The 25953-nt window shown below is 74.9% G+C and carries 21 protein-coding genes and 1 pseudogene; 20 read left to right on the forward strand and 2 right to left on the reverse strand.

The window, feature by feature from the left end:
- Positions 1–179 precede the first annotated feature (179 nt).
- From rsmH to F1C76_18680, 19 genes and pseudogenes are all read left to right on the forward strand, one after another.
- A complete protein-coding gene (gene rsmH, locus F1C76_18590) occupies positions 180–1160 on the forward strand; it encodes a 16S rRNA (cytosine(1402)-N(4))-methyltransferase RsmH (protein QNG38309.1) in 981 nt (326 codons plus the stop codon).
- Positions 1157–1696 carry a hypothetical protein gene (locus F1C76_18595; protein ID QNG38310.1) on the forward strand — a complete coding sequence of 180 codons (540 nt, stop codon included), beginning with the start codon at positions 1157–1159 and terminating at the stop codon, positions 1694–1696. Before rsmH ends, F1C76_18595 begins: the two co-directional genes overlap by 4 nt.
- 131 nt (positions 1697–1827) lie before the next feature.
- Complete coding sequence (locus tag F1C76_18600; protein QNG39364.1) at positions 1828–3561, forward strand: penicillin-binding protein 2; 1734 nt, start codon at positions 1828–1830, stop codon at positions 3559–3561.
- Positions 3562–3631: 70 nt separating this feature from the next.
- A complete protein-coding gene (locus tag F1C76_18605) occupies positions 3632–5134 on the forward strand; it encodes a UDP-N-acetylmuramoyl-L-alanyl-D-glutamate--2,6-diaminopimelate ligase (protein ID QNG38311.1) in 1503 nt (500 codons plus the stop codon).
- Positions 5131–6498 (forward strand): UDP-N-acetylmuramoyl-tripeptide--D-alanyl-D-alanine ligase, encoded by a 1368-nt coding sequence (locus tag F1C76_18610; protein ID QNG38312.1) that lies wholly within the window; start codon positions 5131–5133, stop codon positions 6496–6498. Before F1C76_18605 ends, F1C76_18610 begins: the two co-directional genes overlap by 4 nt.
- Positions 6495–7577, forward strand: a complete 1083-nt coding sequence (locus F1C76_18615) for a phospho-N-acetylmuramoyl-pentapeptide-transferase (GenBank protein QNG38313.1) — start codon at positions 6495–6497, stop codon at positions 7575–7577. Before F1C76_18610 ends, F1C76_18615 begins: the two co-directional genes overlap by 4 nt.
- Positions 7578–8999 carry a UDP-N-acetylmuramoyl-L-alanine--D-glutamate ligase gene (gene murD, locus F1C76_18620; GenBank protein QNG38314.1) on the forward strand — a complete coding sequence of 474 codons (1422 nt, stop codon included), beginning with the start codon at positions 7578–7580 and terminating at the stop codon, positions 8997–8999.
- A gap of 137 nt (positions 9000–9136) precedes the next feature.
- Positions 9137–10564, forward strand: a complete 1428-nt coding sequence (gene ftsW, locus F1C76_18625; GenBank protein ID QNG39365.1) for a putative lipid II flippase FtsW — start codon at positions 9137–9139, stop codon at positions 10562–10564.
- A gap of 28 nt (positions 10565–10592) precedes the next feature.
- Complete coding sequence (murG, locus tag F1C76_18630; protein QNG38315.1) at positions 10593–11720, forward strand: undecaprenyldiphospho-muramoylpentapeptide beta-N-acetylglucosaminyltransferase; 1128 nt, start codon at positions 10593–10595, stop codon at positions 11718–11720.
- A complete protein-coding gene (locus F1C76_18635) occupies positions 11717–13156 on the forward strand; it encodes a UDP-N-acetylmuramate--L-alanine ligase (protein ID QNG38316.1) in 1440 nt (479 codons plus the stop codon). Before murG ends, F1C76_18635 begins: the two co-directional genes overlap by 4 nt.
- Positions 13153–13944, forward strand: a complete 792-nt coding sequence (locus tag F1C76_18640; protein ID QNG38317.1) for an FtsQ-type POTRA domain-containing protein — start codon at positions 13153–13155, stop codon at positions 13942–13944. The genes F1C76_18635 and F1C76_18640 overlap by 4 nt, the downstream gene beginning before the upstream one ends.
- Positions 13945–13977: 33 nt before the next feature.
- Positions 13978–14571 carry a peroxidase-related enzyme gene (locus tag F1C76_18645; GenBank protein ID QNG38318.1) on the forward strand — a complete coding sequence of 198 codons (594 nt, stop codon included), beginning with the start codon at positions 13978–13980 and terminating at the stop codon, positions 14569–14571.
- A 290-nt stretch (positions 14572–14861) separates the two neighbouring features.
- Entirely contained in the window at positions 14862–16133 is a 1272-nt protein-coding gene (gene ftsZ / locus F1C76_18650; protein QNG38319.1) for a cell division protein FtsZ, read from the forward strand.
- An 11-nt stretch (positions 16134–16144) separates the two neighbouring features.
- Positions 16145–16891: a peptidoglycan editing factor PgeF gene (gene pgeF / locus F1C76_18655; GenBank protein ID QNG38320.1), complete on the forward strand. Its 747-nt coding sequence runs from the start codon at positions 16145–16147 to the stop codon at positions 16889–16891.
- 11 nt (positions 16892–16902) lie between these two features.
- Positions 16903–17603, forward strand: a pseudogene (locus tag F1C76_18660) (YggS family pyridoxal phosphate-dependent enzyme).
- 98 nt (positions 17604–17701) lie between these two features.
- Positions 17702–18430, forward strand: a complete 729-nt coding sequence (locus F1C76_18665) for a cell division protein SepF (GenBank protein ID QNG38321.1) — start codon at positions 17702–17704, stop codon at positions 18428–18430.
- A 56-nt stretch (positions 18431–18486) separates the two neighbouring features.
- Complete coding sequence (locus F1C76_18670) at positions 18487–18786, forward strand: YggT family protein (protein QNG38322.1); 300 nt, start codon at positions 18487–18489, stop codon at positions 18784–18786.
- Positions 18787–18885: 99 nt separating this feature from the next.
- On the forward strand, positions 18886–19623 hold the full coding sequence (locus F1C76_18675) for a DivIVA domain-containing protein (protein QNG38323.1): 738 nt from the start codon (positions 18886–18888) through the stop codon (positions 19621–19623).
- A gap of 84 nt (positions 19624–19707) precedes the next feature.
- Positions 19708–20319 (forward strand): hypothetical protein, encoded by a 612-nt coding sequence (locus F1C76_18680; GenBank protein ID QNG38324.1) that lies wholly within the window; start codon positions 19708–19710, stop codon positions 20317–20319.
- Here F1C76_18680 and F1C76_18685 read toward each other — a convergent pair.
- Positions 20316–23486 (reverse strand): isoleucine--tRNA ligase, encoded by a 3171-nt coding sequence (locus tag F1C76_18685; protein QNG38325.1) that lies wholly within the window; start codon positions 23484–23486, stop codon positions 20316–20318. The genes F1C76_18680 and F1C76_18685 overlap by 4 nt on opposite strands.
- Positions 23487–23563: 77 nt before the next feature.
- On the opposite strand from F1C76_18685, the gene F1C76_18690 reads away from it, so the two are divergent.
- Positions 23564–25075: a potassium/proton antiporter gene (locus F1C76_18690; GenBank protein QNG38326.1), complete on the forward strand. Its 1512-nt coding sequence runs from the start codon at positions 23564–23566 to the stop codon at positions 25073–25075.
- On the opposite strand, the gene F1C76_18695 is transcribed toward F1C76_18690, so the two are convergent.
- A complete protein-coding gene (locus F1C76_18695) occupies positions 25063–25926 on the reverse strand; it encodes a class I SAM-dependent methyltransferase (GenBank protein QNG38327.1) in 864 nt (287 codons plus the stop codon). The two genes, F1C76_18690 and F1C76_18695, sit on opposite strands and share 13 nt — an antisense overlap.
- Between the last annotated feature and the right edge of the window lie 27 nt (positions 25927–25953).

The following is a 25953-nucleotide window of genomic DNA, read 5'->3' on the forward strand; positions in this document are numbered from 1 at the left end:
CACCACCTCGCAGGACCCCCGGGGCGATCCCGGACACCCACCCCGCTCCACCGGCCCGGGGACCACCCGGACCTCGCGAACCCCACCAGCACCACGAGACACCAGCAGTCACAGCCACACCCCGTCGGCCCACGGCTGGGCCGACGACCTCACTGCAGGACGCACCGAGAGGACCCGCCATGAGCGCCGACGAGCCGCGCGAGCCCGCGCTGCACGTCCCCGTGCTGCTCGACCGGGTCGTCGAGCTCCTCGGTCCCGCCCTCGCCACCGAGGGCGCCGTCCTCGTCGACTGCACCCTGGGCCTGGCCGGGCACTCCCTCGCCCTGCTGGACGCGCACCCCGGTCTGCGGCTGATCGGCCTGGACCGCGACCCCGACGCCCGGGCCGAGGCCGCCCGCCGGATCGCCGCGGCCGGCCACACCGACCGGGTCACCCTGGTCCCCGCGGTCTTCGACGAGCTGGCCGACGTGCTCGCCGAGCTCGGCATCGACGAGGTGCAGGGCGTGCTCTTCGACCTCGGTGTCTCCTCGCTGCAGCTGGACCGGCCCAGCCGGGGCTTCAGCTACTCCACCGACGCCCCGCTGGACATGCGGATGGACCCCAGCACCCCGCTCACCGCCGCCGAGGTGGTGAACACGTACTCCCACGGGCAGCTCGCCCGGGTGCTCTCCACCTTCGGTGAGGAGCGCTTCGCCGGCCGGATCGCCTCCGCGGTGCTGCGGGAACGGGAGAAGGAGCCCTTCACCGGCACCGCCCGCCTCGCCGAGCTGGTCCGCGACTCGATCCCCGCCGCCACCCGGCGCACCGGCGGGCACCCGGCCAAGCGGACCTTCCAGGCCCTGCGGATCGAGGTCAACGACGAGCTCGGCGTGCTCACCCGGGTGCTGCCCGACGCCGTCGAGGCCCTCGCCGTCGGCGGCCGGCTCGTCGTCATCACCTTCCACTCCCTGGAGGACCGGATCGTGAAGCAGGCCCTCGCCGTCGGCGCGACCGACGGCACGCCGCCGGAGATGCCGTTCCCGATGCCCGAGCTCGCGCCCACGCTGCGCCTGCTCACCCGGGGCGGCGAGGCCCCGAGCGACGCCGAGACCACCGACAACCCCCGAGCCGCCTCGGCCCGGGTCCGCGCAGCCGTTCGCCTCCGGAGGGCAGCCCGATGAGCGCCACCGCACGGGTCCACACCGGGTCGCTCCGCGCCCGGGCGACCGCACCCGCCAGCCCCCGCACGAGTCCCCGCACGAGCCCCCGCGCGAACCCGCGGCCGACCCGGCGGACCGGCCCGGTGCACGTCCGGCCGGCGCTGCGGCTGGTCTCGGCCCCGGTCGGCACGCCGGCCCGTCCGCGCCGGGTGGCCGCCCCCAAGCGCCGTCGGGCGCCCTTCGTCGTCCTCGTGGTGTCGTTGCTGGCCGGCACCGCACTCGCCCTGCTGCTGCTCAACACCGCCATCGCGGTGAACTCCCTGGACGCCACCCAGCAGCGGGCCGCCAACGCCGAGCTCGCCCAGCAGGTCGAGCGGCTGGAGCAGCAGGTCACCACCGCCCGCACCCCGGCCGAGCTCGCCGCCGCGGCCGCGGCCGCCGGGCTGGTCCCCGCCGGGGCGGCCGGCCACCTCGTCATCGCCCCCGACGGCACCTCCGTCGTCCGGGGCACCCCCGCACCGGCCACCGTGCCCGGCGCAGACCCGGCCGGAGGCTGACACCCGTGGCGACCCGACCCTCCGACCCGTCCCGCCGCGCCCCCCGCCCCGCCGGGTCCGGCACCCGTCCCGCGGGCAGCCGCGACGCCCTGCGTCCGCGCCGCGAGCCGGGCACCCGCCGCGCCCGCGGCATGTCGCCGCAGATGCGCACCCGCCGCAACCGGCTCGGGCTGGGCTTCATGGTCGTACTGCTGGTCGCGGTCGTCGGCAAGCTCGTCGTGCTGCAGGGCATCGACGGCGGCGCCTACGCGCAGGCCGCGGAGAACGACCGCATGCAGACCTTCGACATCGCGGCCATCCGCGGCGAGATCGTCGACCGGGACGGCAACCGGCTCGCCTACTCGGTGCAGGCCAGCCGGGTGGTCGCCGACCCCTCGATCGTCACCGACCCCTCGCGCACCGCGCTGGCGCTGACCACCCTGCTCGACGTCCCGGTCTCCACGCTGACCGAGCAGCTGTCGGCCGACGGTCGCTACCAGGTCCTCGCCGAGCAGGTCGACACCGCCACCACCGACGCGATCACCGAGCTCGGGCTCGCCGGGATCTTCTTCGAGGACGACCCGGTGCGGCTCTACCCCGCGGGCACCGTCGGCGGGCAGATCGTCGGCTTCGTCGGCCGGGACGGCGACGGGCTGGCCGGCATCGAGCAGACCTACCAGGACGTGCTGGCCGGCAGCGACGGCGAGCGCCGCGTGGAGACCGGCGCCGGTGGCGTGCCCATCCCGGCCGGGATCGACGACTCCACCCCCGCGGTGGACGGCGGCACCGTCACGCTGACCATCGACGAGGACCTGCAGTTCATGCTGCAGCAGCGGCTGGACACCGAGTGCGCCAACGGGCTCACCACCCGCGGCTCCGGGGTCGTCCAGGACGTGCAGACCGGGGAGATCGTGGCCATGGCCACCTGCCCGGGCTACGACCCGGCACAGGCGCGCTCCACCGACCCCTCGCTGCTGGGCAACGCCGCGGTCTCCGACGTCTTCGAGCCCGGCTCGGTGATGAAGGCGGTGACCCTGGCCGCCGCCGTCGAGGAGGGCGTCGCCACCCCGGACACCGTGCTGTCGGTGCCCGGCCACATCCAGGCCGGCGACCGGGTGGTCACCGACGCCCACGACCACGCCCCGATCGACTGGACCGTCACCGGCATCCTGGCCAAGTCCAGCAACGTCGGGACGATCATGCTGGCCCGCGAGGTCGGCGACGAGCGCCTCGAGGAGTACATGCGGGCCTTCGGCCTGGGCTCCACCACCGGCGTCGAGCTGCCCGGGGAGAGCGCCGGCATCCTGCAGGACTCCGCGGACTGGACCGCCAGCCGGGCGGCCAACATCCCGATCGGGCAGGGCGTCTCGGTGACCGCGCTGCAGATGGCGTCGGTCTACCAGACCATCGCCAACGGCGGCGTCCGGATCGAGCCCCGGCTGGTCTCCTCGGTGACCGCCGCCGACGGCACCGTCACCCCGACCCAGCAGCCCGCGGGCACGCGGGTGGTCAGCGAGTCCACCGCCGACCAGCTGGCCTACATGCTCGAGGCCGTGGTCGGCCCCGGCGGCACCGCGCCCCTGGGCGAGGTCGACGGCTTCCGGGTCGCCGGCAAGACCGGGACGGCGCAGCGGGCCAACCCCGACTGCTCCTGCTACGAGGGCGGCGGCTACTTCACCACCTTCGTCGGCTTCGCCCCGGCCGACGCCCCCCGCTACGTGGTGGCCGTCGACCTCGAGCGCCCGACCAGCTCCGCCGAGGGCGGCCAGGTCGCCGCCCCGGTGTTCGCCGACGTCATGCAGTACGCCCTCACCGCGGCCGGCGTGACGCCCTCGGGCACCACCCGTCCGGACTTCCAGCTGACCGGCACGGCCCCCACCGAGTGAGGCACCGGCGACCCGGCCACCCCGGGTCGCTGGTCGGGTGGAGGTCGGCACGCCGGTAGATTGGAGTCCCGTGAGCACTGCTGTGGGCACCCCCCTGTCGCAGCTGGCCGACCTCCTCGGCCGGCCCGTCCAGGGCGATCCCGGCACCACGCTGACCGGGGTGACCCTGGCCTCGGGCCGGGTCGGTCCCGGTGACCTGTACGCCGCCCTGCCCGGGGCCCGGGTGCACGGTGCCTCCTTCGCCGCCGAGGCCGTGGAGCGCGGAGCCGTCGCGCTGCTGACCGACCCCGCCGGGGAGCAGGCCTGCACGGCGACCGGCGTCCCGGTGTGCGTCGTCCCCGACCCGCGGGCGGTGCTCGGTGACGTCGCCTCCCGGGTGCACGGGCGGCCCAGCGAGGCGCTGACGGTGCTGGGCATCACCGGCACCAACGGCAAGACGACGACGGCCTACCTGGTTGAGGCCGGGCTCGCCGCGGCCGGCTGGAGCAGTGGCTTGATCGGCACCGTGCAGACCCGCACCCGCGGCACCGGCCCGGACGGCGCCCCCGTGGTCACCGAACTGCCCAGCGTGCGCACCACCCCCGAGGCCCCCGACCTGCACGCTCTGCTCGCCGGCATGCGCCGCGACGGGGTGCGCGCGGTGGTCATGGAGGTCTCCAGCCACGCCCTGGTGCTGGGCCGGGTCGGCGGCGTCGCGTTCGCCGCGGCCGGGTTCACCAACCTCTCCCGCGACCACCTGGACTTCCACGGCGACGTGGAGAGCTACTTCCAGGCCAAGGCCCGGCTCTTCGACGGCCGCGCCGCCCGCGAGGTGGTCGACGTCGACGACGAGCACGGCCGCCGGCTGGTGGGGGAGCGCACCACCACGGTCTCCGGCCGGGGTGCGGCCGCCGACTGGCGCGCCACCGAGGTGACGACGACGCTCGACGGCGGCTCGGCCTTCACCCTGCACGGCCCCGGCGAGCGCTCCTGGCCGGCCCGGCTGCGGCTGCCCGGGGCGTTCAACGTGGCCAACGCGGTGCTCGCCGTCGCCCTGCTGGACGCCGTCGGGGTCGCGGTGGACGACGCGCTGACCGGCATCGCCGCGACCGTCGTCCCGGGCCGGATGGAGCCGGTGGACGCCGGGCAGCCCTTCGTCGCCGTCGTGGACTACGCGCACACCCCCGACGCGGTCGCCACCGCGCTCACGGCGCTGCGGGCCACCACGACCGGCCGGGTGCTCACCGTGCTCGGCTGCGGCGGGGACCGCGACCCCGGCAAGCGGGCCGGGATGGGCGCGGCGGCCGCCGCGGGCAGCGACCTCCTGGTGGTGACCGACGACAACCCGCGCTCGGAGGACCCGGCCGCGATCCGCGCCGAGATGCTGGCCGGTGTCCCCGTCGACGCCGGCGCCGAGGTGCTGGAGGTCGGCGACCGGCGCGCCGCGATCGAGGCGGCGGTCGCGGCCGCAGGTCCGGGTGACACCCTGCTGGTCGCCGGCAAGGGCCACGAGACCGGCCAGGACGTCGCCGGTGTGATCAGCCCCTTCGACGACCGGGTCGAACTGCGACGAGCACTGGAGGCGCGAGCGTGATCCCGTTCAGCCTCACCGAGGTGGCCACCGCCGTGGGCGGCGAGCTCACCGGCACCGACGCGACCGTCACCGGGTCGGTGATCGTGGACTCCCGCACCGCCGGCCCCGGCGACCTGTACGTCGCGTTGCCCGGCGAGCGGGTCGACGGCCACGACTTCCTCGCCGCGGCCGCTGCCGCCGGCGCGGTCGGTGCGCTGTCCACCCGGCCCGACGACGCCGGCACCCCGGTGGTCGTGGTCGCCGACCCGGTGGTCGCCCTGGGCCGGCTCGCGCACGCGGTGCACGAGCGGCTCACCGGCCTGACCACGGTCGGCATCACCGGCTCGTCGGGCAAGACCTCCACCAAGGACCTCCTCGGCCAGGTGCTGGGCACCGTCGGCGCCACGGTCAGCCCACCCGGCTCGTTCAACAACGACATCGGCCTGCCGCTGACCGTGCTGGCCGCCGACGCCGACACCCGCTTCCTCGTCCTGGAGATGGGCGCCCGCGGCGTCGGGCACGTCGCCCGGCTCTGCGCCGTCGCCCGCCCGGACGTCGGCGTGGTGCTCAACGTGGGCTCGGCACACCTGGGCGAGTTCGGCAGCGCCGACGTGATCGCCACCGCCAAGGGCGAGCTGGCCGAGGCCGCCGCGTCGGTCGCGGTGCTCAACGCCGACGACCCGCGGGTGCGCGCCATGGCCGACCGGGCCACCGCCCGGGTGCTGCTCACCGGCACCGCGGACGACGCCGACGTCCGGGCCACCGACGTCGAGCTCGACGGCGCCGCTCGGGCCTCGTTCACCCTGCACGCCGCGGGGGAGACCCACCCGGTCCGGCTCCGGGTCGTCGGCGCCCACCAGGTCGCCAACGCGCTGTCGGCCGCCGGCGCCGCGCTCGCCGCCGGGCTCACCCCCGCCCAGGTCGCGACCGGGCTGTCCGGTGCCACCGCGCAGAGCCGCTGGCGGATGGAGGTCACCGAGCGCCCCGACGGCGTGACGGTGGTCAACGACGCCTACAACGCCAACCCCGAGTCGATGCGGGCCGCCCTGGCCGCCCTGACCGGGATGACCGGCACCCGCCGGGTCGCCGTGCTGGGTGCCATGGGCGAACTCGGCCCGGGTGCCGACGCCGCCCACGCCCGGCTCGGCGCGGACGCCGCCGCCGTGGTCGACCTCCTCGTCGCGGTCGGCCCGGACGCCGCGGGGATCACTGCCGGGGCACGCGCCCTGCGAGAGGAGTCGGTGCACGTGCCGGACCGGGCCGCCGCCCGCCAGCTGCTCGCGGGGGTGCTCCGCCCGGGCGACGTCGTCCTGGTGAAGGCCTCCCGCTCCTACGGCCTCGAGCAGCTGGCCGCCGATCTCCTCACCGACGGAGCCCCCTCGTGAAGTCCGTCCTCGTCGCGGCCGGTTTCGGCCTGGTCATCTCCATCCTGCTGACCCCGGTGGCCATCAAGGCCTTCCGCAGCCGGGGATTCGGCCAGGAGATCCGGGACGACGGCCCGGAGAGCCACCTGTCCAAGAAGGGCACGCCCACCATGGGCGGGACGGTGATCGTGTTCGCCACGGTCGCCGGCTACTTCATCTCCCACCTGTTCCTGCTCGGCCAGGAGGGTCGCGGGGTCACCACCACCGGCCTGCTGCTGCTCTTCCTGCTGGTCGGGCTGGGCACGGTCGGCTTCCTCGACGACTACCTGAAGATCGCGCACCGGCGCAGCCTGGGGCTGAACAAGACCGCCAAGCTGGTCGGCCAGCTCGTCGTGGGCCTGGTCTTCGCCGGCCTGGCGCTGATCGAGGGCGACGGTCCCGGGGGTCAGGCGGTCGCCTCCACCACGGTCTCCTTCGTCCGGGAGATCGCCCCGCTGGCGATGCCCGCGGTGCTGTTCATGGTGCTGGCCTACCTCTTCATCGCCGGCTTCTCCAACGCGGTGAACCTCACCGACGGCCTGGACGGGCTGGCCGCGGGCTGCTCGGCGATGGTGTTCGGCGCCTACGTGGTCATGTCGTTCTGGCAGTTCGGGCACGACTGCTCCGCCGGGGTGGTCGCCGGTTGCTACACCGTGCGCGACCCGCTGGACGTGACCCTGGTGGCCGCGGCCGCGATGGGCGCCTGCCTGGGCTTCCTGTGGTGGAACACCTCCCCGGCCCGGATCTTCATGGGCGACACCGGCTCGCTGGCCCTCGGTGGGCTGATGGCCGGCATCGCGATCGTCACCCGCACCGAGCTGCTGCTGGTCGTCATCGGCGGGCTCTTCGTGGCCATCACGCTCTCGGTGGTCATCCAGGTCGCGTTCTTCAAGGCCACCCGGCGCCGGGTCTTCCGGATGGCGCCCCTGCACCACCACTTCGAACTGGCCGGGTGGGCCGAGAACACCGTGATCGTCCGGTTCTGGCTGGTCACCGCCATGTCGGTGGCCCTGGGCATCGGGCTGTTCTACGCCGACTGGCTCGACCTCACGGGGCTGTAGGTGGACGCCCCCCTCGGTCGGGTCCTCGTCTGCGGCCTGGGGGTGTCCGGGGCCGCGGCCGCCCGGGTGCTGCTGGCCCGCGGGGACACCGTGCTGCTCGCCGACGGCGGCGCACCCGCCGCCCGGGCCGAGCTGGAGGCCGCGGGTGCGGTCTGGCTCGGCGCGGTCACCGAGGTGCCCGACGACGTCGACCTCGTGGTCACCTCCCCGGGCTGGCGCCCGGACTCCCCGTTGCTGCTGTCGGCGGCTCGGGCCGGGATCGAGGTGGTCGGCGAGCCCGAGCTGGCCTGGCGGCTGCGGCTGCCGCTGCCCTCGGGGGAGCCGGCGCCCTGGTACGCCGTCACCGGCACCAACGGCAAGACGACGACGGTGACCATGCTGGAGTCGGTGCTGCTGGCCGGCGGACTCCGCGCGGTCGCCGCCGGCAACGTGGGCCGCCCGCTGGTCGAGGTGGTCACCGCGGTCGAGCCCGACGGCACGCCGACCTTCGACGCGGTCGCGGTCGAGCTGTCGAGCTTCCAACTGCACTGGTCGTCGTCGCTGGCCCCGGCCGCCGCGGCCGTGCTGAACGTGGCCGACGACCACGTCGACTGGCACGGCAGCCCGGAGGCCTACCGGGACGCCAAGGCACGCGTCCTGGCGCTCACCCCGGTGGCCGTCGCCGACGCCGGCGACCCGGTCGCCGCCTCCCTGGTCCGCGAGCACCGGCACCCGGTGACCGTCACCCTCGAGGAACCCCAGCCCGGTCAGCTCGGCGTCCGCTCCGGCGCGCTGGTCGACCGTGCCTTCGCGGCCTCCCCGGCCGGGGAGGTGCTGGTCGAGCAGTCCGCGCTGCAGGTGAGCGGACCGCACAACGCGGTCAACGCCCTCGTCGCCGCGGCGCTGGCCCGGGTCGCCGGGGTGTCCGCGGCCGACATCGGCCGGGGGCTGGCCGGCTTCCGCGGCGGTGCGCACCGCAACGTGCTGGTCGGCACGGTGGACGGGGTGGACTTCGTCGACGACAGCAAGGCCACCAACCCGCACGCTGCCGGTGCCTCGCTGGCCGCCTACCCCCGGGTGGTCTGGATCGCCGGCGGGCTGCTCAAGGGCGCCGACGTCGACCCGCTGGTGGCCGCGGTGGCCGCCCGGCTGGCCGGGGTGGTGCTCCTGGGCCGCGACCGGGAGCTGCTGGCCCGGTCGTTGGCCCGACACGCCCCCGCGGTCCCACGGATCGTCGTCCCCAGCGGTGATGATGCAGCCGTGACGGGTGTGACTGGAGAGACGGCTGAGGTCGTGATGGAGCGGGTGGTGCGGGCAGCCGTACAGCTCGCCCGTCCCGGCGACACCGTGCTGCTCGCCCCCGCCGCCGCGTCGATGGACGTGTTCACCGACTACGGGCACCGGGGCCGCGCCTTCGCCGACGCGGTCCGCGCCCTGCGCTGACGGGGGCCCGCATGGCCAGCACGACCACCACCCGCCCGACCACCCGCTCCGCCACGGGGTCCGCCGCCGCACGCAAGCGGGGGGAGGCGGCGGTCCGCGGACCGCTGTTCCGGGCGCCGGCCTGGCTCGAGGGGCCGATGACCAGCTCCCAGCTGGTGCTCGGCTCGGCCGGGCTGCTGCTGTCCATCGGCCTGGTGATGGTCTTCTCGGCCTCCAGCATGGAGTCCGCGCTCAACGACGGGTCGCCCTGGGCGCCGGGTCTCAAGCAGGTCGCGGTCGCCTTCGTCGGGCTGATCGGCATGTTCGTGGCGCTGCGGCTGCCGGTCGGGCACCTGCGCCGCTGGTCGGGCATCGCGCTGCTGCTGTCCTTCGTGCTGCTGATGGCCGTGCTGGTGCCCGGCATCGGCAAGGAGCTCAACGGCGCCCGGCAGTGGATCAACCTGGGCGTGACGGACTTCCAGCCCTCGGAGTTCACCAAGCTGGTCTTCGCGCTGTGGGGCGCGCACGTCATCGCCGTCCGCGAGCGCTGGCTGACCACGTCGTCCCTGCTGGTCCCGGTGCTGCCGGTGTTCGCGATGCTCAGCGGGCTGCTCATCCTCGAGCCCGACATGGGCGCGGTGGTCAGCCTGGGCCTGGTGCTCGCCGGCCTGCTCTGGGCCGGTGGCATCTCCGGGCGGCTGATCGCCTGCGGGGTGGGGCTGGCGGCGGGGGCGGTCGCGCTCATGGTCGCCCTGGCGCCCTACCGGCTGGCCCGGGTCACCTCGTTCCTGGACCCCTTCGCCGACCCGCTCGGTGACGGGTTCCAGGCCGTCCGCGGCCTCTACGCGCTGGCCACCGGCGGCTTCTGGGGCGTGGGGCTGGGCAACAGCCGGATGAAGTGGAACCTGCTGCCGCACGCCGAGAGCGACTACATCTTCGCGATCATCGGCGAGGAGCTCGGCTTCCTCGGCTGCCTGGTCGTGATCACCCTCTACGGCGTGCTGGCCTACGCCGGCTTCCGCATCGCCCGCCGCTCGGCCGACCGGTTCATCCAGCTCGCCAGCATCGCGATCACCGTCTGGCTGATCGGCCAGGCCACGATGAACATGGGCTACGTCGTCGGGCTGCTCCCGGTCACCGGCGTGCAGCTGCCGCTGGTCTCCGCCGGTGGCACGTCGATGGTCATCACGCTGTTCATCGTGGGTCTGCTGGCCCGGTTCGCCCGCTCCGAGCCCGAGGCCATCGCCCACCTGCGGGCCCACCGCCAGGCCGTGCCCGTCGGGCGGCTCGGCCGGCTGGGTCGCTGGCTGCTGCCGGTGCCCCCGAACGCCGTCGACCCGCTGCCCACCGTGGGACGCCGTCGTCCCACCGCCGACGCACCGCGTCGGCCGGCCGGGCGCACCGTGGCCCGGGTCCGCGACGGGCGGGCACCGGCGCCCGCGGCACCGGCCGCACCCCCCGCCCGGCAGACTGGCCGGGACCGCCCGACCGGGCGCAGCGCGCCGGCCCGCACCCCGTCCCGCACCCCGTCCCGAGGCCAGGGTGCCCCCCGTCCCCGGACGGACCGGCCCGCACGTCCCCGGTGAGCCCCCCGACCCCTGTGAGACTGCACCCGTGACTGCGCCACCCCCCACCCGCTCCCGCCCCGTCAGCGTCGTCCTCGCCGGCGGCGGCACCGGCGGCCACATCGAGCCGATGCTCGCCCTGGCCGACGCCCTCGTCCGGCGCACCGACACCCCCGGCGGCACCCCCCGGGTGACCTGCCTGGGCACCGCACGCGGCATGGAGACCCGACTGGTCCCGGCCCGCGGGCACGAGCTGCGGCTCATCCCGCCGGTCCCGCTGCCCCGCAAGCCCACCCCGGACCTGCTGCGCGTGCCGGGCCGGGTCCGCCGGTCGGTCGCCGACACCCGGGCGCTGCTGCGCGAGCTGGATGCCGACGTCGTCGTCGGGTTCGGCGGCTACGTCGCGCTGCCGGCCTACCTGGCGGCCCGCCTGGAGAAGGTGCCCGTCGTGGTGCACGAGCAGAACCCGCTGCCCGGCCTGGCCAACCGGGTCGGTGCCCGGATCGCCGCCCGGGTCGCCGTCACCACCCCCGGCACCCCGCTGCGCGGCGCCGTGCACGTGGGCATGCCGCTGCGCCCGGCCATCACCGGCCTGGACCGGGCGGCGCTGCGCGCCGAGGCCCGCGCGCACTTCGGGCTGGACGCCGACCGGCCCACCCTGCTGGTCTTCGGCGGCTCCCAGGGCGCCCGCTCGCTGAACACCGCGGCCACCGGCGCGGCCGACGCGCTCACCGCCGCCGGGGTCCAGGTGCTGCACGCCCGGGGCCCGAAGAACACCGAGGTGTCCGTGCCCGCCCGCCCGGCCGGTTCGGCGCCCTACGTGGTCGTGGACTACCTGGAGCGGATGGACCTGGCCTACGCCGCGGCCGACCTCGCCCTGTGCCGCTCGGGCGCGGTGAGCGTGGCCGAGCTGTCCGCCGTCGGGCTGCCCGGGGCGTTCGTGCCGCTGCCGATCGGCAACGGCGAGCAGCGTCGCAACGCCCTGCCCGTCGTCGAGGCCGGGGGAGGGCTGCTGGTCGACGACGCCGACCTCTCCCCGGCCTGGATCACCGGCACCCTGCTGCCGCTGCTCACCGACCCCGCCCGGCTGGCCGAGCTGTCCCGGCACGCCGCCGCGGCCGGGGTGCCCGACGCCGACGAGAAGCTCGCCGACCTGACCCTGGAGGTGGCCCGATGAGTGCTGCCGACGTCGCCGCCTGGCGCGACCCGATCCCGACCCTGGAGTCCCTGGGCGCGGTGCACTTCATCGGCATCGGCGGGGCCGGGATGAGCGGCATCGCCCGCATCCTGCTGGCCCGCGGGGTCGCCGTCTCCGGCAGCGACCGGCGCGACACCCCCACCCTGCTGGCGCTGGGTGCCCTCGGTGCCCGGATCGAGGTCGGGCACGACGCGGCCCACCTCGGCGACGCCGGCACCGTCGTCGTCTCCACCGCCATCCGCCCGGACAACCCGGAGCTGGTCGCCGCCCGCGAACGGGGCCTGCGGGTGCTGCCGCGCGCGGTCGCGCTGGCCGCGGTGATGGCCGGGCGGCGCAGCGTCGCCGTCGCCGGCACGCACGGCAAGACCTCGACCACCTCGATGCTCACCGTCGCGGTGCAGGCCTGCGGTGCCGACCCCTCCTTCGCCATCGGCGGCGACCTCAACGAGTCCGGCTCCAACGCCCACGCCGGCAGCGGCGACGTGTTCGTCGCCGAGGCCGACGAGAGCGACCGCTCGTTCCTGCTGCTGGCCCCCTTCGCTGGCATCGTCACCAACGTCGAGGCCGACCACCTCGACAACTACGGCGACCTGGCCGCCGTCGAGGCCGCGTTCGACACCTTCCTGGGCACGATCCACCCCGCCGGGCTCCTGGTGCTCTGCCGGGACGACCCGGGCGCCGCGCGGCTGGCCGACGTGCCGACCACCGCGGCCCGGGTGCGCACCTACGGGCGGGGCGCGGACGCCGACCTGCAGGTCCGCGACCTCGTCGTCGGCCCCGAGGGCACCAGCTGGACCGCGGTGCTCGACGGCACCGAGATCGGCCGGGTCTCCATCCGGCTGCCCGGGGAGCACATGGCCCTCAACAGCGCCGCGGCGCTGCTGACCGGCCTGGAGCTGGGCTTCCCGGCGGCCGACCTGATGGCCGGCCTGGCCCGCTTCGGCGGCGTGCACCGCCGGTTCGAGCTCAAGGGGACCGCCGCCGGCGTGCGGGTCTACGACGACTACGCCCACCACCCCACCGAGGTCACCGCCCAGCTGAGGGCCGCGCGCGCCGTGGTCGGCGACGGTCGCCTGGTGGTGCTCTTCCAGCCGCACCTCTACAGCCGCACCGCCGAGTTCGCCGACGGCTTCGGCACCGCCCTCGGGCTGGCCGACGAGGTCGTGGTGATGGAGGTCTACGGCGCCCGCGAGGACCCGGTGCCCGGGGTGACCGGCGCGCTGGTCGCCGACCGGGTGCCTCTCCCGGCCGACCGGGTGCACTTCGAGCCGTCGTGGTCCGCGGCCGCCGCCGCGGTCGCCGGCCGGGCGCGGCCCGGTGACCTGGTGCTCACGATGGGCGCCGGGGACGTCGTCATGGTCGGCCCGGAGATCCTCACCGCCCTGACCGACCGGCCCGGGGACGACCAGCGGTGAGCCGCCAGGGGAGCACCACCCGGGACCGCACCCGCGGCGCCCGGCGCGGTGCGACCCCCGCGGGCGGCTCGACCGTCACCCGCATCCGGCCCAAGCTGGACCGGCGGCGCAAGCGGCTGGTCGTGCTCGGGTCGGCGGTCCTGCTGGTCGCCGTGGCGGCCTGGGTGGTGCTGGCCAGCCCCCTGCTGGCCGTGCGTGCCGTCCAGGTCGACGGAACCCGGACCCTCAGCGTCGAGGAGGTGCGCCAGGTGGCCGGGGTGGCCGAGGGCACCCCGCTGGTCCGGGTCGACACCGCCGCCGCCGCCGCGCGGGTGTCCGCGCTGCCGCAGGTCGCCTCCGCCGAGGTCACCCGGGGCTGGCCCGACCGGGTGGTCGTCACCCTCGTCGAGCGCACGCCGGTCGCGGTCGTCGAGTCCGCGGGCACGCGCTCGCTGGTCGACGCCACCGGCACCGTGTTCGACACGATCACCGGTGATGCGCCGGCCGGCGTCGTCCCGCTGCAGGTCACCGACCCCGGCCCGGACGACGCCGCCACCCGCGCGGCGCTGGCCGCGGTGGTGTCCCTGCCCGACGCCGTCCGCAGCCAGGTCACGTCGGTGACGGCCACCGGCGGGGACGACGTCACCCTCACCCTGGTCGACGGCACCACCGTGCTGTGGGGGAGCGCCGAGCAGGCCGACCGCAAGGCCGAGGTGCTCGCCGCGGTGCTCGACCAGCTGGCCGCCGGCACCGTCGACCCGGCCGCCCAGATCGACGTCAGCTCCCCGGAGGCCGTGGTCCTGAGGTGACCCTCCTCCGGTGAGGCACGGCAGGGTGTCCCCATGAGCTCACCGACGGGTCCCCAGCCGATCAGCCGTTTCCCGGTGCCCGAGCGCGCCGACCTCCCCGAGGACCTGCGGGAGAGGTTCGACACGGTCGAGGAGAAGTCCGGGTTCCTCCCCAACGTGTTCGCCGCGCTGGCCTGGCGTCCCGACGAGGCGCGGGCGTTCTTCGCCATGCACGACGCGCTGATGGACAAGGAGACCCCCGGGCTGTCCAAGGCCGACCGGGAGGTCGTCGTGGTGGCCACCAGTGCGGCCAACGACTGCCTCTACTGCGTGGTCGCGCACGGCGCCATCGCCCGGGTGCGCTCCCGCGACCCGCACCTGGCCGACCAGGTCGCGGTCGACTGGCGCAAGGCCCCGGTGGACGCCCGGATGAAGGCGGTGCTCGAGGTCGCCGTCACCCTGGCCCTGCGCCCCGCGGAGGTCACCGCGGCGGACCTGGCCTCCCTGCGGGGCCACGGCCTGACCCAGGACGACGTGTGGGACCTGGGCATGATCGTGGGCTTCTTCGCCCTGTCCAACCGGCTGGCGCACGTCGCTGCGATCCCGCCGAACGAGGAGTTCTACCTGATGGGCCGGCTCCCGCGCTGAGGCTCGTGCGGGGGTCCGCGACACGCCCGGGGCGGGCCGGGTCTCGAACGAGACGGGGCCGAGCCGCCCGTCCGGGCTCGACCCGGGGATGAGACGCTCACGGGGCGGGTCGTCACCAGCCGTGAGGCGCGAGTGACGGACGGGTCGAGGGCGCCCGCTGAGGCACCTCGTCGCCGACACGCCGGGCCACCGGAGCGTGCTGGCGTGCGGCACCCGGCGCACCTAGCTTCGTCACCAACGACGAGTTGACATAACCATAATGCTCAATCTGAGGATGAGGGTCCAGCACCATGACACCTCCGCACAACTACCTCGCGGTCATCAAGGTCGTCGGCATCGGCGGCGGCGGGGTGAACGCGGTCAACCGCATGATCGAGGTCGGCCTCAAGGGCGTCGAGTTCATCGCGATCAACACCGATGCCCAGGCGCTGCTGATGAGCGACGCCGACGTCAAGCTCGACGTCGGCCGTGAGCTCACCCGCGGCCTGGGCGCCGGCGCGCAGCCCGACGTCGGCCGCCAGGCCGCCGAGGACCACCGCGAGGAGATCGAAGAGGTGCTCAAGGGCGCCGACATGGTCTTCGTGACCGCCGGCGAGGGTGGTGGCACCGGCACCGGTGGCGCGCCCGTCGTGGCGTCCATCGCCCGCAAGCTCGGCGCGCTCACCATCGGCGTGGTCACCCGCCCGTTCTCCTTCGAGGGCAAGCGGCGGGCCGTGCAGGCCGAGTCCGGCATCGACGAGCTGCGCAACGAGTGCGACACGCTGATCGTCATCCCCAACGACCGGCTGCTGCAGCTGGGCGACCGGAACGTGTCCGTGATGGACGCCTTCCGCACCGCGGACCAGGTGCTGCTGTCCGGTGTCCAGGGCATCACCGACCTGATCACCACCCCCGGCCTGATCAACCTGGACTTCGCCGACGTCAAGTCGGTCATGTCCGGTGCGGGCTCGGCCCTCATGGGCATCGGCAGCGCCCGCGGGGACAACCGCGCGCTGCTGGCCGCCGAGCAGGCCATCGCCTCGCCGCTGCTGGAGGCCTCGATGGAGGGCGCCCACGGCGTGCTGCTGTCGATCTCCGGTGGCTCGGACCTGGGCCTGTTCGAGATCAACGAGGCCGCCTCGCTGGTCTCCGACGCCGCGCACGCCGACGCCAACATCATCTTCGGTGCCGTCATCGACGACGCCCTGGGTGACGAGGTGCGGGTGACCGTCATCGCCGCCGGGTTCGACGGCGGCAAGCCCAGCGGGACCAACCGCAAGGACGCCCAGCCCGCCGCCCAGGCGCCGGCCACCCAGTCCCTGCCGGTCACCCCGCAGCGCCCGCAGACCCCTGCGCCCACCCAGACCGGCGAGCGGCTGGTCGCCCAGCCCCGCCAGCAGGCCTCCCACACCTCCGGCGGGCAGACCTCCACCCCCCGGCACGGTCAGCCGGCCCAAGGAGGTGGCATCACGGTCCCGCCGCTGCCGCCCATCCCGGGCCCGGTCTCCGGTCAGCGTCGCCCGCTGGCGTCCGAGGACTTCGAGGAGGAGCTCGACATCCCCGAGTTCCTCCGCTCGACCTGAGCGACGAGCGCATGAGCACGACCGATCCGGCCGCCCCGCCGACCCGGTCCCTCCGTCCCCGACGGGTGGTGACCGACCGGCGGGGCGGCCGTTCGTCGTCCCCGTACCACCACTTCAACCTGGGCGGGCACGTCGGCGACGACCCGGCCGCCGTCACGGCCAACCGGGAGCGGCTGGCCCGCGAGCTGGGGGTCGAGACCGCCGACCTGGTCTGGATGTCCCAGGTGCACGGCACGGCCGTCGAGGTGGTCACCGGCCGTCAGACCGGTCCGCCGCCCGAGGCCGACGCCCTGGTCACCGCCACCCCCGGCCTGGTGCTCTGCGTGCTGGTCGCCGACTGCGTGCCCGTGCTGCTGGCCGACCCGGTCGCCGGGGTGGTCGCCGCGGTGCACGCCGGCCGGGAGGGCGTCCGCCAGGGCGTCGTCCCCGCCGCACTGCGCGCGATGGCCGACCTGGGCTCCCGGCCCGGGGACGTGCAGGCCCTGCTGGGTCCCGCCGTCTGTGGACTGGACTACGAGGTGCCACGGGCGATGGCCGACGAGGTGGCGCGGGTGGCCCCCGACGCCGCCGTCCGCTCCCGCCGGGGCACCCCCGCCCTGGACCTGCGGGCCGGACTGACCCAGACGCTGCACCGCGCGGGGGTCGGCCAGGTGGTGCAGGACCCCCGCTGCACGGTGGAGGACCGGGTGCTGTTCAGCCACCGCCGGGACGGCGTCACCGGGCGCCAGGCCGGCGTCGTCTGGCTGGAGCCCCGCTGAGCCCCGACCGGATGACCGAGGCGCTGACCGCCGTGCGCACCCGGGTCGACGACGCCGCCCGGGCCGCCGGTCGGGACCCCGCCGACGTCGCGCTGCTGGCGGTCAGCAAGACCTGGCCGGCCGCCGACGTCGCGGCGCTGGCAGCGCTGGGGCAGCGGGACTTCGCGGAGAACAAGGTGCAGGAGCTGACCGGCAAGGCCGCCGAGCTCGCCGACCTCGACCTCCGCTGGCACCTGGTCGGCCAGTTGCAGCGCAACAAGGCCACCGCGGTGGTCGGCCTGGGTGCCGTCGTGCAGTCGGTGGACCGGGCCTCGCTCGTCGAGCGGCTGGCCGGGGTCTCCGAGCGGGCCGAGGTGGTCACCGACGTCTTCGTCCAGGTCGACCTCGGCGGGCCCGAGGGCCGGACGGCGGCCCGCGGGGAGCCGACCCCAGCGACGTCCCCGGGCTGGCCGACCTGGTCGCGGGATCGGCGTCGTTGCGGCTGCGCGGCCTGATGGCCGTCGCCCCCCGCGAGGCACCGCCCGGCCCGGCGTTCGCCCAGCTCGGCGCCCTGTGGGAGCGGGTCCGCGGGGACCACCCGGAGGCCACCGAGCTGTCCGCCGGGATGAGCGCGGACCTCGAGGAGGCGGTCGCCGTGGGCGCCACGCTGGTGCGTGTCGGTACCGCGCTGTTCGGACGGCGGCCCCTAGCCTCCGGAGCAGGACCAGCGTGACACGTGGGTCCCGTGGGACTCGCGAGACGCACTGCGCACCGCACACGACGCACTGCCACGACACACCGCACACGACACACACGAGAGGGGGCCCTCCGATGGCCGGAGCCATGCGCAAGATGGGGATCTACCTCGGGCTCGTCGAGGACGACGACGCCCGCGCCGCCTACGGGCGGTACGACGCGCGACAGTCCGAGTACGACGACCGGGACGACCGCCACGCCGGTGGTCGCGCCGACCGCCGCGACCGGTACGGCTACCGGGACGAGCCGGTGGACGGCTACGCCGACACCGACTACCCCTCGCAGGAGTTCGTCTCCGAGGAGGTCCCGGTCGCCGAGCTGGCCCCCGAGCCGGTGCTGCCCCGCCGCAGCGGGTCACCCCGCCGGCTGGACCTGGCCCCCGCGCCGTCCCCGTCGGTCGGCCTGGGCCGCCCCACGGGTGCCACGGCCGCCACGGCCGCCTCCGGCCCGCTGGCCGCCGGGCTCGCCGTGCGCGAGCCGGTGGCCGCGCCTCTGCCCCCGGTCGTCACCGCCCCGCCGGTGAAGGCCTACAAGATCACCACCCTGCACCCCCGCACGTACAACGAGGCCCGCACCATCGGTGAGCGCTTCCGCGACGGCCAGCCGGTCATCATGAACCTCAGCGACATGGACGACGCGGACGCCAAGCGCCTGGTCGACTTCGCCGCGGGTCTGTCGTTCGGGCTGCACGGTAGTATCGAGCGAGTCACGGCCAAGGTGTTCCTGATCAGTCCGCAGGGCACCGACGTGACGGCTGAGGACAAGGCCCGCATCCGTGAGGGCGGCTTCTTCAACCAGTCCTGACCCCCCGTGGGGCTGGTGACCACCGGTCACGGCCCCACCCTGAGCGAGCGAGGACCGTGTCCCTTCTCCTGCAGATCGTGTCATCGGTGCTGCTCGTGTTCCTGATCCTGCTGTTCGCCCGCTTCGTGGTGGACTGGGTGATGGTCCTGGCCCGCAGTTGGCGCCCCGCCGGCGTCGTCGCCGCGGGCCTCGAGGTCGTGTACGCGGTGACCGACCCGCCGCTCAAGGCGATCCGCAAGGTCATCCCGCCGTTGAACCTGGGCACCATCAGGTTGGACCTCGGGTTTATGGTGCTCCTGATCGCCGTGTTCATCCTGCGCGGCATCGTGGACTCCTTGGCCTTCCAGTTCGCGTGATCCCCGTTCCGCGGAACGGGCTCGCCAGACCTGGGTGGCCGATGGACGCCGCCCGTCTGACACAGTCCCTGTTCCTCCCGTCCGACCCGAGGTGACCCGATGCCACTCACGCCCGCCGACGTGCACAACGTCGTCTTCAAGAAGCCGCCGATCGGCAAGCGTGGCTACGACGAGGACGAGGTCGATGCCTTCCTCGACGTCGTCGAGGCCGAGCTCGCCCGGCTGATCGAGGAGAACAACGAGCTGCGCACCAGCAGCGGTGGTTCCTCCGCGAAGGACGAGCGTCCGGCCGAGCGGCCCGAGCCCGTCCAGGCCGCTGCCGCCCCGCCGCCGCCCCCGCCCGCTGCCTCGCCGTCCCGCGAGGACGACGGCGTGCGCGCCTCCCGGATGCTGACCCTGGCCACCGAGACGGCCGACCGGTACGTCAACGAGGCCAAGCAGCAGGCCGACCAGCTGGTCGGCACCGCCAAGACCAACAGCGACCGGATGCTCACCGACGCCCGCACCAAGAGCGAGGCGCAGCTGGCCGAGGCCAAGCAGCGTGCCGACTCGATGGTGGGCGACGCCCGCACCCGCGCCGACACCATGGAGCGCGAGGCCCGCGCCAAGGCCACGGCCCTGGACCAGGAGGCCGAGCGCAAGCACGTCGAGGTCATGGGTTCGCTGGAGGAGAAGCGCAGCAGCCTGGAGCGCAAGATCGAGGAGCTGCGCACCTTCGAGCGCGAGTACCGCACCCGGCTGCGCTCCTACCTCGAGTCGCACCTGCGTGACCTGGACAGCCGCGGTTCCGCGGAGCCGGCGTCCAACGCCCGGCAGAACCAGCACGCCGGCGCCTGAGAGAAGGCACCAGCACCGCGAGAGCCCCCACCGACAGCTGTCGGTGGGGGCTCTCGCGCGTGTGGGCCCGGTTACGCTCCCCGGGTGATCGCGCTGGCTGGGCTGCTCGTCCTCGTCGCCGTCGCCCTGCTGGTGGGCGGCCTGTCCGGCGGCGACACCGTCCTGCTGTGGTCCGCGGTGGGGGTCAGCGGGCTGGCGGCGGTCGTGCTGACCGTGCAGACGGTCCGCCGCAACCGCGCCACGGCAGCGAAGGCCGCGGCAGCGAAGGCCGCGGCGGCCCCTGAGCCCGTGGTCGCCGGCAAGCCGGTGGTCGTCGCCGAGGAACCGGCGGTCGTCGAGGAGCCGGTGGTCGCCGCCGAGACCCCGGGGGCGGTGGAGCCGGTCGTCGGGAAGCGCGCCACGCGGCCCGCCGCCACCCGTGCGACCTCCTCGGACGGGGAGCCGGCAGAGGAGGAGGTCGAGGTGACCGACCTGCTGCTGGTCATCGACCTGACCGACGAGGTCGTCGTCGTCGACGAGCACCCGCGCTACCACCTGGCCGGCTGCTCGCAGACCGCCGGTGCGGAGGAGATCCCGCTCCCGCTGGTGGAGGCCCGCCAGGACGGCTTCACCGCGTGCGGCGTGTGCTGCCCCGACCAGCACCTCGCGGCGGCCGAGCGTTCCCGCCGGGCCGCCGCGAAGAGCCAGACCGCCTAGCCGGCGGCCCGGGCCAGCCAGAAGCGGGAGCCGTCCGGGCCCTCGGTGCCCTCGCCGGCGCCTGCGGTCTCGGCGTGCACGGTCGTGGCCAGGACCTCGCCGGACAGCGCGGGCGCGGCCTCGGTGAGCGCCTGCGCCAGCTGGCCGTCGGCGGTCCACCAGAGCTCGATCCGGTCGCTGACCTCCAGGCCGGAGGACTTCCGCAGGTCCTGGACCAGCCGCACGGCCTCGCGGACCAGTCCGGCCCGTTCCAGCTCGGGGGTGAGCGTCAGGTCCAGGGCCACGGTCAGGCCACCGGCCGAGGCCACCGTCCAGCCCTCGCGCGGGGTCTCGGTGACCACGAGGTCGCCGTCCTCCAGCGGGACGTCGACACCGTCCACCGGCACGGTCGCCGTGCCGGCCCGGTAGGCCGCGACCAGGGTCGCGGCGTCCTGCGCCGCGACCGCCTTCGCCACCGCCTGCACCTGCTTGCCCATCCGCCGTCCGACGGCGCGGAAGTCGACCTTGAGGCTGACGTCGACGAGGTCGCCCTCCACGGCGGACAGCTCGGTCAGCTCGGCGACGTTCAGCTCGTCGGCCACCTCGGCGACCAGGTCCCGCGGCAGCGAGGACCAGCCCGAGGCCGCGACCAGCGCGCGGGCCAGCGGCTGCCGGGTGCGCACCTTGGAGGCGGTGCGGGCCGAGCGGCCGAGCTCGACCAGCCGGCGGACCAGCGCCACCTGGGCGACCAGGGTGTCGTCCCGGGCCGCCTCGTCCACGGTCGGCCAGGTGCTCAGGTGCACCGAGTCGACCGGCCCGGGGAGACCGGGGGCGACGACCTCGTGCCACACCCGCTCGGTGACGAACGGGGTGAACGGGGCCATCAGCCGGGTCAGCCCGTCGAGCACCTCGTGCAGGGTGCCCAGCGCGGCCGGGTCGCCCTCCCAGAAGCGCCGGCGGGAGCGTCGGACGTACCAGTTGGAGAGGTCGTCGACGAAGCCGGCGATCAGCCGGCCCGCGGTCTGGGTGTCGAAGGCCTCCAGGGCGTCGGTGACGCCGGCGGTGACCTGGGCCAGCTCGGCCAGCGCCCAGCGATCCAGCAGCGGCCGCTCGGCGGCCGCGGGGGCGGGGGAGGCGGCCGGGTCCCAGTCGTTGGTGCTGGCGTAGAGGCTGAAGAAGCTGGCGGTGTTCCAGTAGGTCAGCAGCACCTTGCGGACGACCTCGGACAGCGTGGTGTGCCCGACCCGGCGGGCCTGCCACGGCGAGCCGCCGGCCAGCATGAACCAGCGGACGGCGTCGGCCCCGTGCTGGTCCATCAGCGGGATGGGCTCGATGGTGTTGCCCAGGTGCTTGCTCATCTTCCGGCCGTCCTCGGCCAGGATGTGGCCCAGGCAGAGGACGTCCTCGTAGGAGCTCTTCCCGAACACCAGGGTGCCCACGGCCATGAGCGTGTAGAACCAGCCGCGGGTCTGGTCGATGGCCTCGGCGATGAACTGTGCCGGGTAGGCGGCCTCGAACTGCTCCTGGTTGCGGTGCGGGGCACCCCACTGCGCGAAGGGCATCGACCCGGAGTCGTACCAGGCGTCGATGACCTGGCGGACCCGCCGGAAGGTGCCCTCCTCCCCGGGCAGGGTGAAGGTGACGTCGTCGATGAAGGGCCGGTGCGGGTCGAGGTCGGCGAGGTCGCGGCCGGTGAGCTCGGACAGCTCGGCCAGCGACCCGATCGCCACCATCCGCGAGGGGTCCAGCTCGTTGCGCCAGATCGGCAGGGGGGTGCCCCAGTACCGGTCGCGGGACAGCGCCCAGTCGACGTTGTTGCGCAGCCAGTCGCCGTAGCGGCCCCACTGCACGTTCTCCGGGTGCCAGGTGGTACCGGCGTTCTCGGCCAGCAGCTGGTCCTTGATCTCGCTGGTGCGGATGTACCAGGAGGGCTGGGCGTAGTTGATCAGCGGCGTGTGGCAGCGCCAGCAGTGCGGGTAGGTGTGCTCGTAGCGGTACTCCCGCCACAGCACGCCCCGGTCGGCCAGCGCCTGCACCAGCGTGGGGTCCGCGGCCTTGAAGAAGTGCCCGCCGACCAGCGGCACGTCGGCGTGGAAGTGGCCGGTGGAGTCGATCGGGTTGACCACCGGCAGGCCGTAGGACCGGCAGGTGGCGAGGTCCTCGGCGCCGAAGGCGGGGGACTGGTGCACCAGGCCGGTGCCGTCGTCGAAGGTCACGTAGTCGGCCAGCAGCACGTAGTGCGCGTCGCCCTCGGGGAACTCCACCAGGTCGAACGGGCGCTGGTAGTGCACCCGCTCCCAGTCCCGGCCCACGGTCGTGGCCAGCACCTCGTAGGGCACGTCGGCGCCGAGGACGGCGGCGACCAGCGGCTCGGCGATGACGACGGTGCGCTCGCGGCCCTCGTGCTCGGCGCGCACCACCAGGTAGGTGACGTCGGGGTTGACCGCGACCGCGGTGTTGCTCGGCAGCGTCCAGGGCGTCGTCGTCCAGACCAGCAGGTCGGCCTTGCCGGCCCACTCGCCGCTGGTGACCGGCAGCGAGACGTAGACCGAGGGGTCGGTGACCGTCTCGTAGCCCTGGGCCACCTCGTGGTCGCTCAACCCGGTGCCGCAGCGCGGGCAGTAGGGGGCGACCCGGTGGTCCTCGGTGAGCAGGCCCTTGTCGAAGACGGTCTTGAGCGACCACCAGACGCTCTCGATGTAGGCCGGGTCCATCGTCCAGTAGGCGGTGGACATGTCCACCCAGTAGCCCATCCGGTCCGTCAGCTCGCTGAAGGCGTCCACGTGCCGCTCCACCGAGGCCCGGCAACGAGCGTTGAACTCGGCGATGCCGTACCGCTCGATGTCGGGCTTGCCGGCGAAGCCGAGCTCCTGCTCCACGGCGATCTCCACCGGCAGGCCGTGGCAGTCCCAGCCGGCCCGGCGGGGCACGTGGAAGCCCTGCATCGTCTTGAACCGGGGGAAGACGTCCTTGAACGCCCGGGCCTCGATGTGGTGGGTGCCCGGCCGGCCGTTCGCCGTCGGCGGGCCCTCGTAGAAGTTCCACTGCGGGCGGCCCGCGGACTGGGCCAGCGAGCGGGCGAAGACGTCGTCCCCGGCCCACTGGTCGAGGACCTCGTGCTCGAGCGCGGGCAGGTCGACCTGCGGGGGGAGGGCACGGAACGGGGAGGACGGGCTCACACGTCCCATCCTCCCAGCCCCCGCCAAGCCGCCTGCGCGGGATCGTCACACCGGTACGGGACACTGCGCACCGTGGGGGTGAGCCGATGGACACGACGGTGACCATCGCACTCGCCGTCGGTGCCCTCGTCGTGCTCGTCGCGGCCGTGGCGCTGCGGCTGTCCGACCGCCTCGGGCTGCCCTCGCTGCTCATCTACCTGCTGCTCGGGGTGGCGCTGGGGGAGGCCGGGTTCGGCGTCCAGTTCGAGGACGTCGGGCTCACCCAGACCCTCGGTGTGGCGGCGCTGGTGGTGATCCTCGCCGAGGGCGGGTTGACCACCCGGTGGTCCGACGTCCGGCGCGCCGTGGGCCCCGGGCTGACCCTGGCGACCGTCGGGGTGCTGGTCTCGATCGTGGTGACCGCCGCGATCGCCGTCTGGCTGCTGGACTTCTCCTGGGAGTTCGCGCTGCTGCTGGGCGCCGTGGTCAGCTCCACCGACGCCGCCGCGGTCTTCGCTACGCTGCGCCGGCTGCCGCTGCCCCGCCGGATGGCCGCCTCCCTGGAGATGGAGTCCGGCCTCAACGACGCCCCGGTCATCCTCCTGGTCCTCGTCCTGTCCGAGCGGCTCGTCGGCGGGGAGACCGCCAGCTGGTGGATCACCGCGGTGGAGGTGGTCGGTGAGCTGGCCGGCGGCTCGGTGCTCGGCGTCGCGATCGGCTTCGGCGGGGCGTGGCTGCTGCGCCGGGCGGCGCTGCCCCTGGTCGGTTTCTACCCGCTGGCCACCCTGGCGCTGTGCGTGCTGGCCTTCGCCTCGGCCGACCTGGTGCACACCTCGGGCTTCGTCGCGGTCTACCTGTGCGGTCTGGTGCTGGGCAACTCCTCGCTGCCGCACCGTGCCGGCACCATCGGGTTCGCCGAGGGGATGGCGAGCCTGGCCCAGATCGGGCTCTTCGTGCTGCTGGGCCTCCTGGTCAGCCCGGGCCGGCTGCCCGAGGCGGTGCTGCCCGCGCTGCTCATCGGCGGGGCGCTGCTGCTCGTCGCCCGGCCGCTGTCGGTGGTGGCCAGCCTGGCCTGGTTCAAGGTGCCGTGGGCCCAGCAGGCGTTCATCTCCTGGGCCGGGCTGCGCGGGGCGGTGCCGATCGTGCTGGCCACGTTCCCGATCGCCGCGCAGGTGCCGGGGGCGACCCGGGTCTTCGACATCGTGTTCGTGCTGGTCGTCGTCTTCACCGTCGTGCAGGGCGGGTCGCTGCCGGCCGTCGCCCGCTGGCTGCGGATCGCCACGCCGATCACCCCGCGCGACATCGACGTGGAGTCCGCCCCGCTGGACGAGCTGGGCGCCGAGCTGATGCAGCTGAGGGTGCCCGAGGGCTCCCGGCTGCACGGTGTCTACCTGCCCGAGCTGCGACTGCCCGAGGACGCCGCGGTGGTGCTCGTCGTCCGCGACGGCAAGCCGTTCGTGCCCTCGGCCCAGACCCGGCTGATGCGCGGGGACCAGGCGCTGCTGGTGTCGGCCCGGGGCTCGCGCGCCGAGGCCGAGCGTCGGCTGCGGGCGGTGAGCCGGGCCGGCCGGTTGGCCAGCTGGCGCGGCGAGGCCGGCGCGCCCACTCAGGAGGACTGAGCGACCGCCACGACGACGTCCACCGGGTGCGGCGCGTACCGGCGGTCGCCCTCGGTGGTGGTGATCGCGTCGAGGGCGTCCAGCAGCGCGGCCCGCGCCGGGACGGCGAGGTCCGAGCAGTCGGCACCGACCAGGAAGTCCAGCACGTCCGCGCCGTCGGCCGAGGTGGGGTCGGAGCAGTCGGTCACGTCGAGGCGACCGGCGACCCGGGTCACCTGCGCGGTCAGACCGGCCTCGGGCAGCGCGGCCAGCAGGTCCGCGCTCCACCACCGGTGGCTCGCCGCGTCGACGGTGGTGGTCAGCAGGCACAGGTCCTCGAGCGGGGCCAGGGCCACGAGCAGCGCCCCGCCGGGCGCCAGGCGGCGGCGGGCCGCGGTGAGCGCCTCGCCGAGGTCGGGCACGTAGTAGAGGGAGTGCACCGCCAGCACCACGTCGGCGACGTCGTCGCCCACGGTCTCCCCGAGGGTCTGGAAGGTGCCCGGGTGCAGGACCGCGGACCCGCCACTGCCGGCCAGCGCCGCCCCCACCCGCTCCTGGGCGCGGGTGCCCACCGCGGCCGGTTCGGCGGCGATCCAGCGCACCGGGCCGCGGCCCGGTGCGAGGCCGGTCGCCAGGGGCGCGTCCACGCTGCCGTCGCCGGGGCCGATGCTGAGCACCGTGCGGGGCGCCGGGCCGGGCAGCAGGGCGTCGAGGGTCGCGGCGAGGCTCTCGGTGAGCAGGGCCCGCTGGTCGCTGTGCGCCTCGTAGGTGGCGTGCGCGCGGGCGTACCCGGCCATGTCCAGCGGGCGTGGACCACCGTGCTCGGCCAGGGCGCTGCGCAGGAGGTCCAGGGAGCCGACGACGGTGGTCACGCGGCCAGCGTAAGCGGCACTGACACC

This window comes from Geodermatophilaceae bacterium NBWT11 (genome assembly GCA_014218215.1).
GTDB lineage: Bacteria > Actinomycetota > Actinomycetes > Mycobacteriales > Geodermatophilaceae > Klenkia.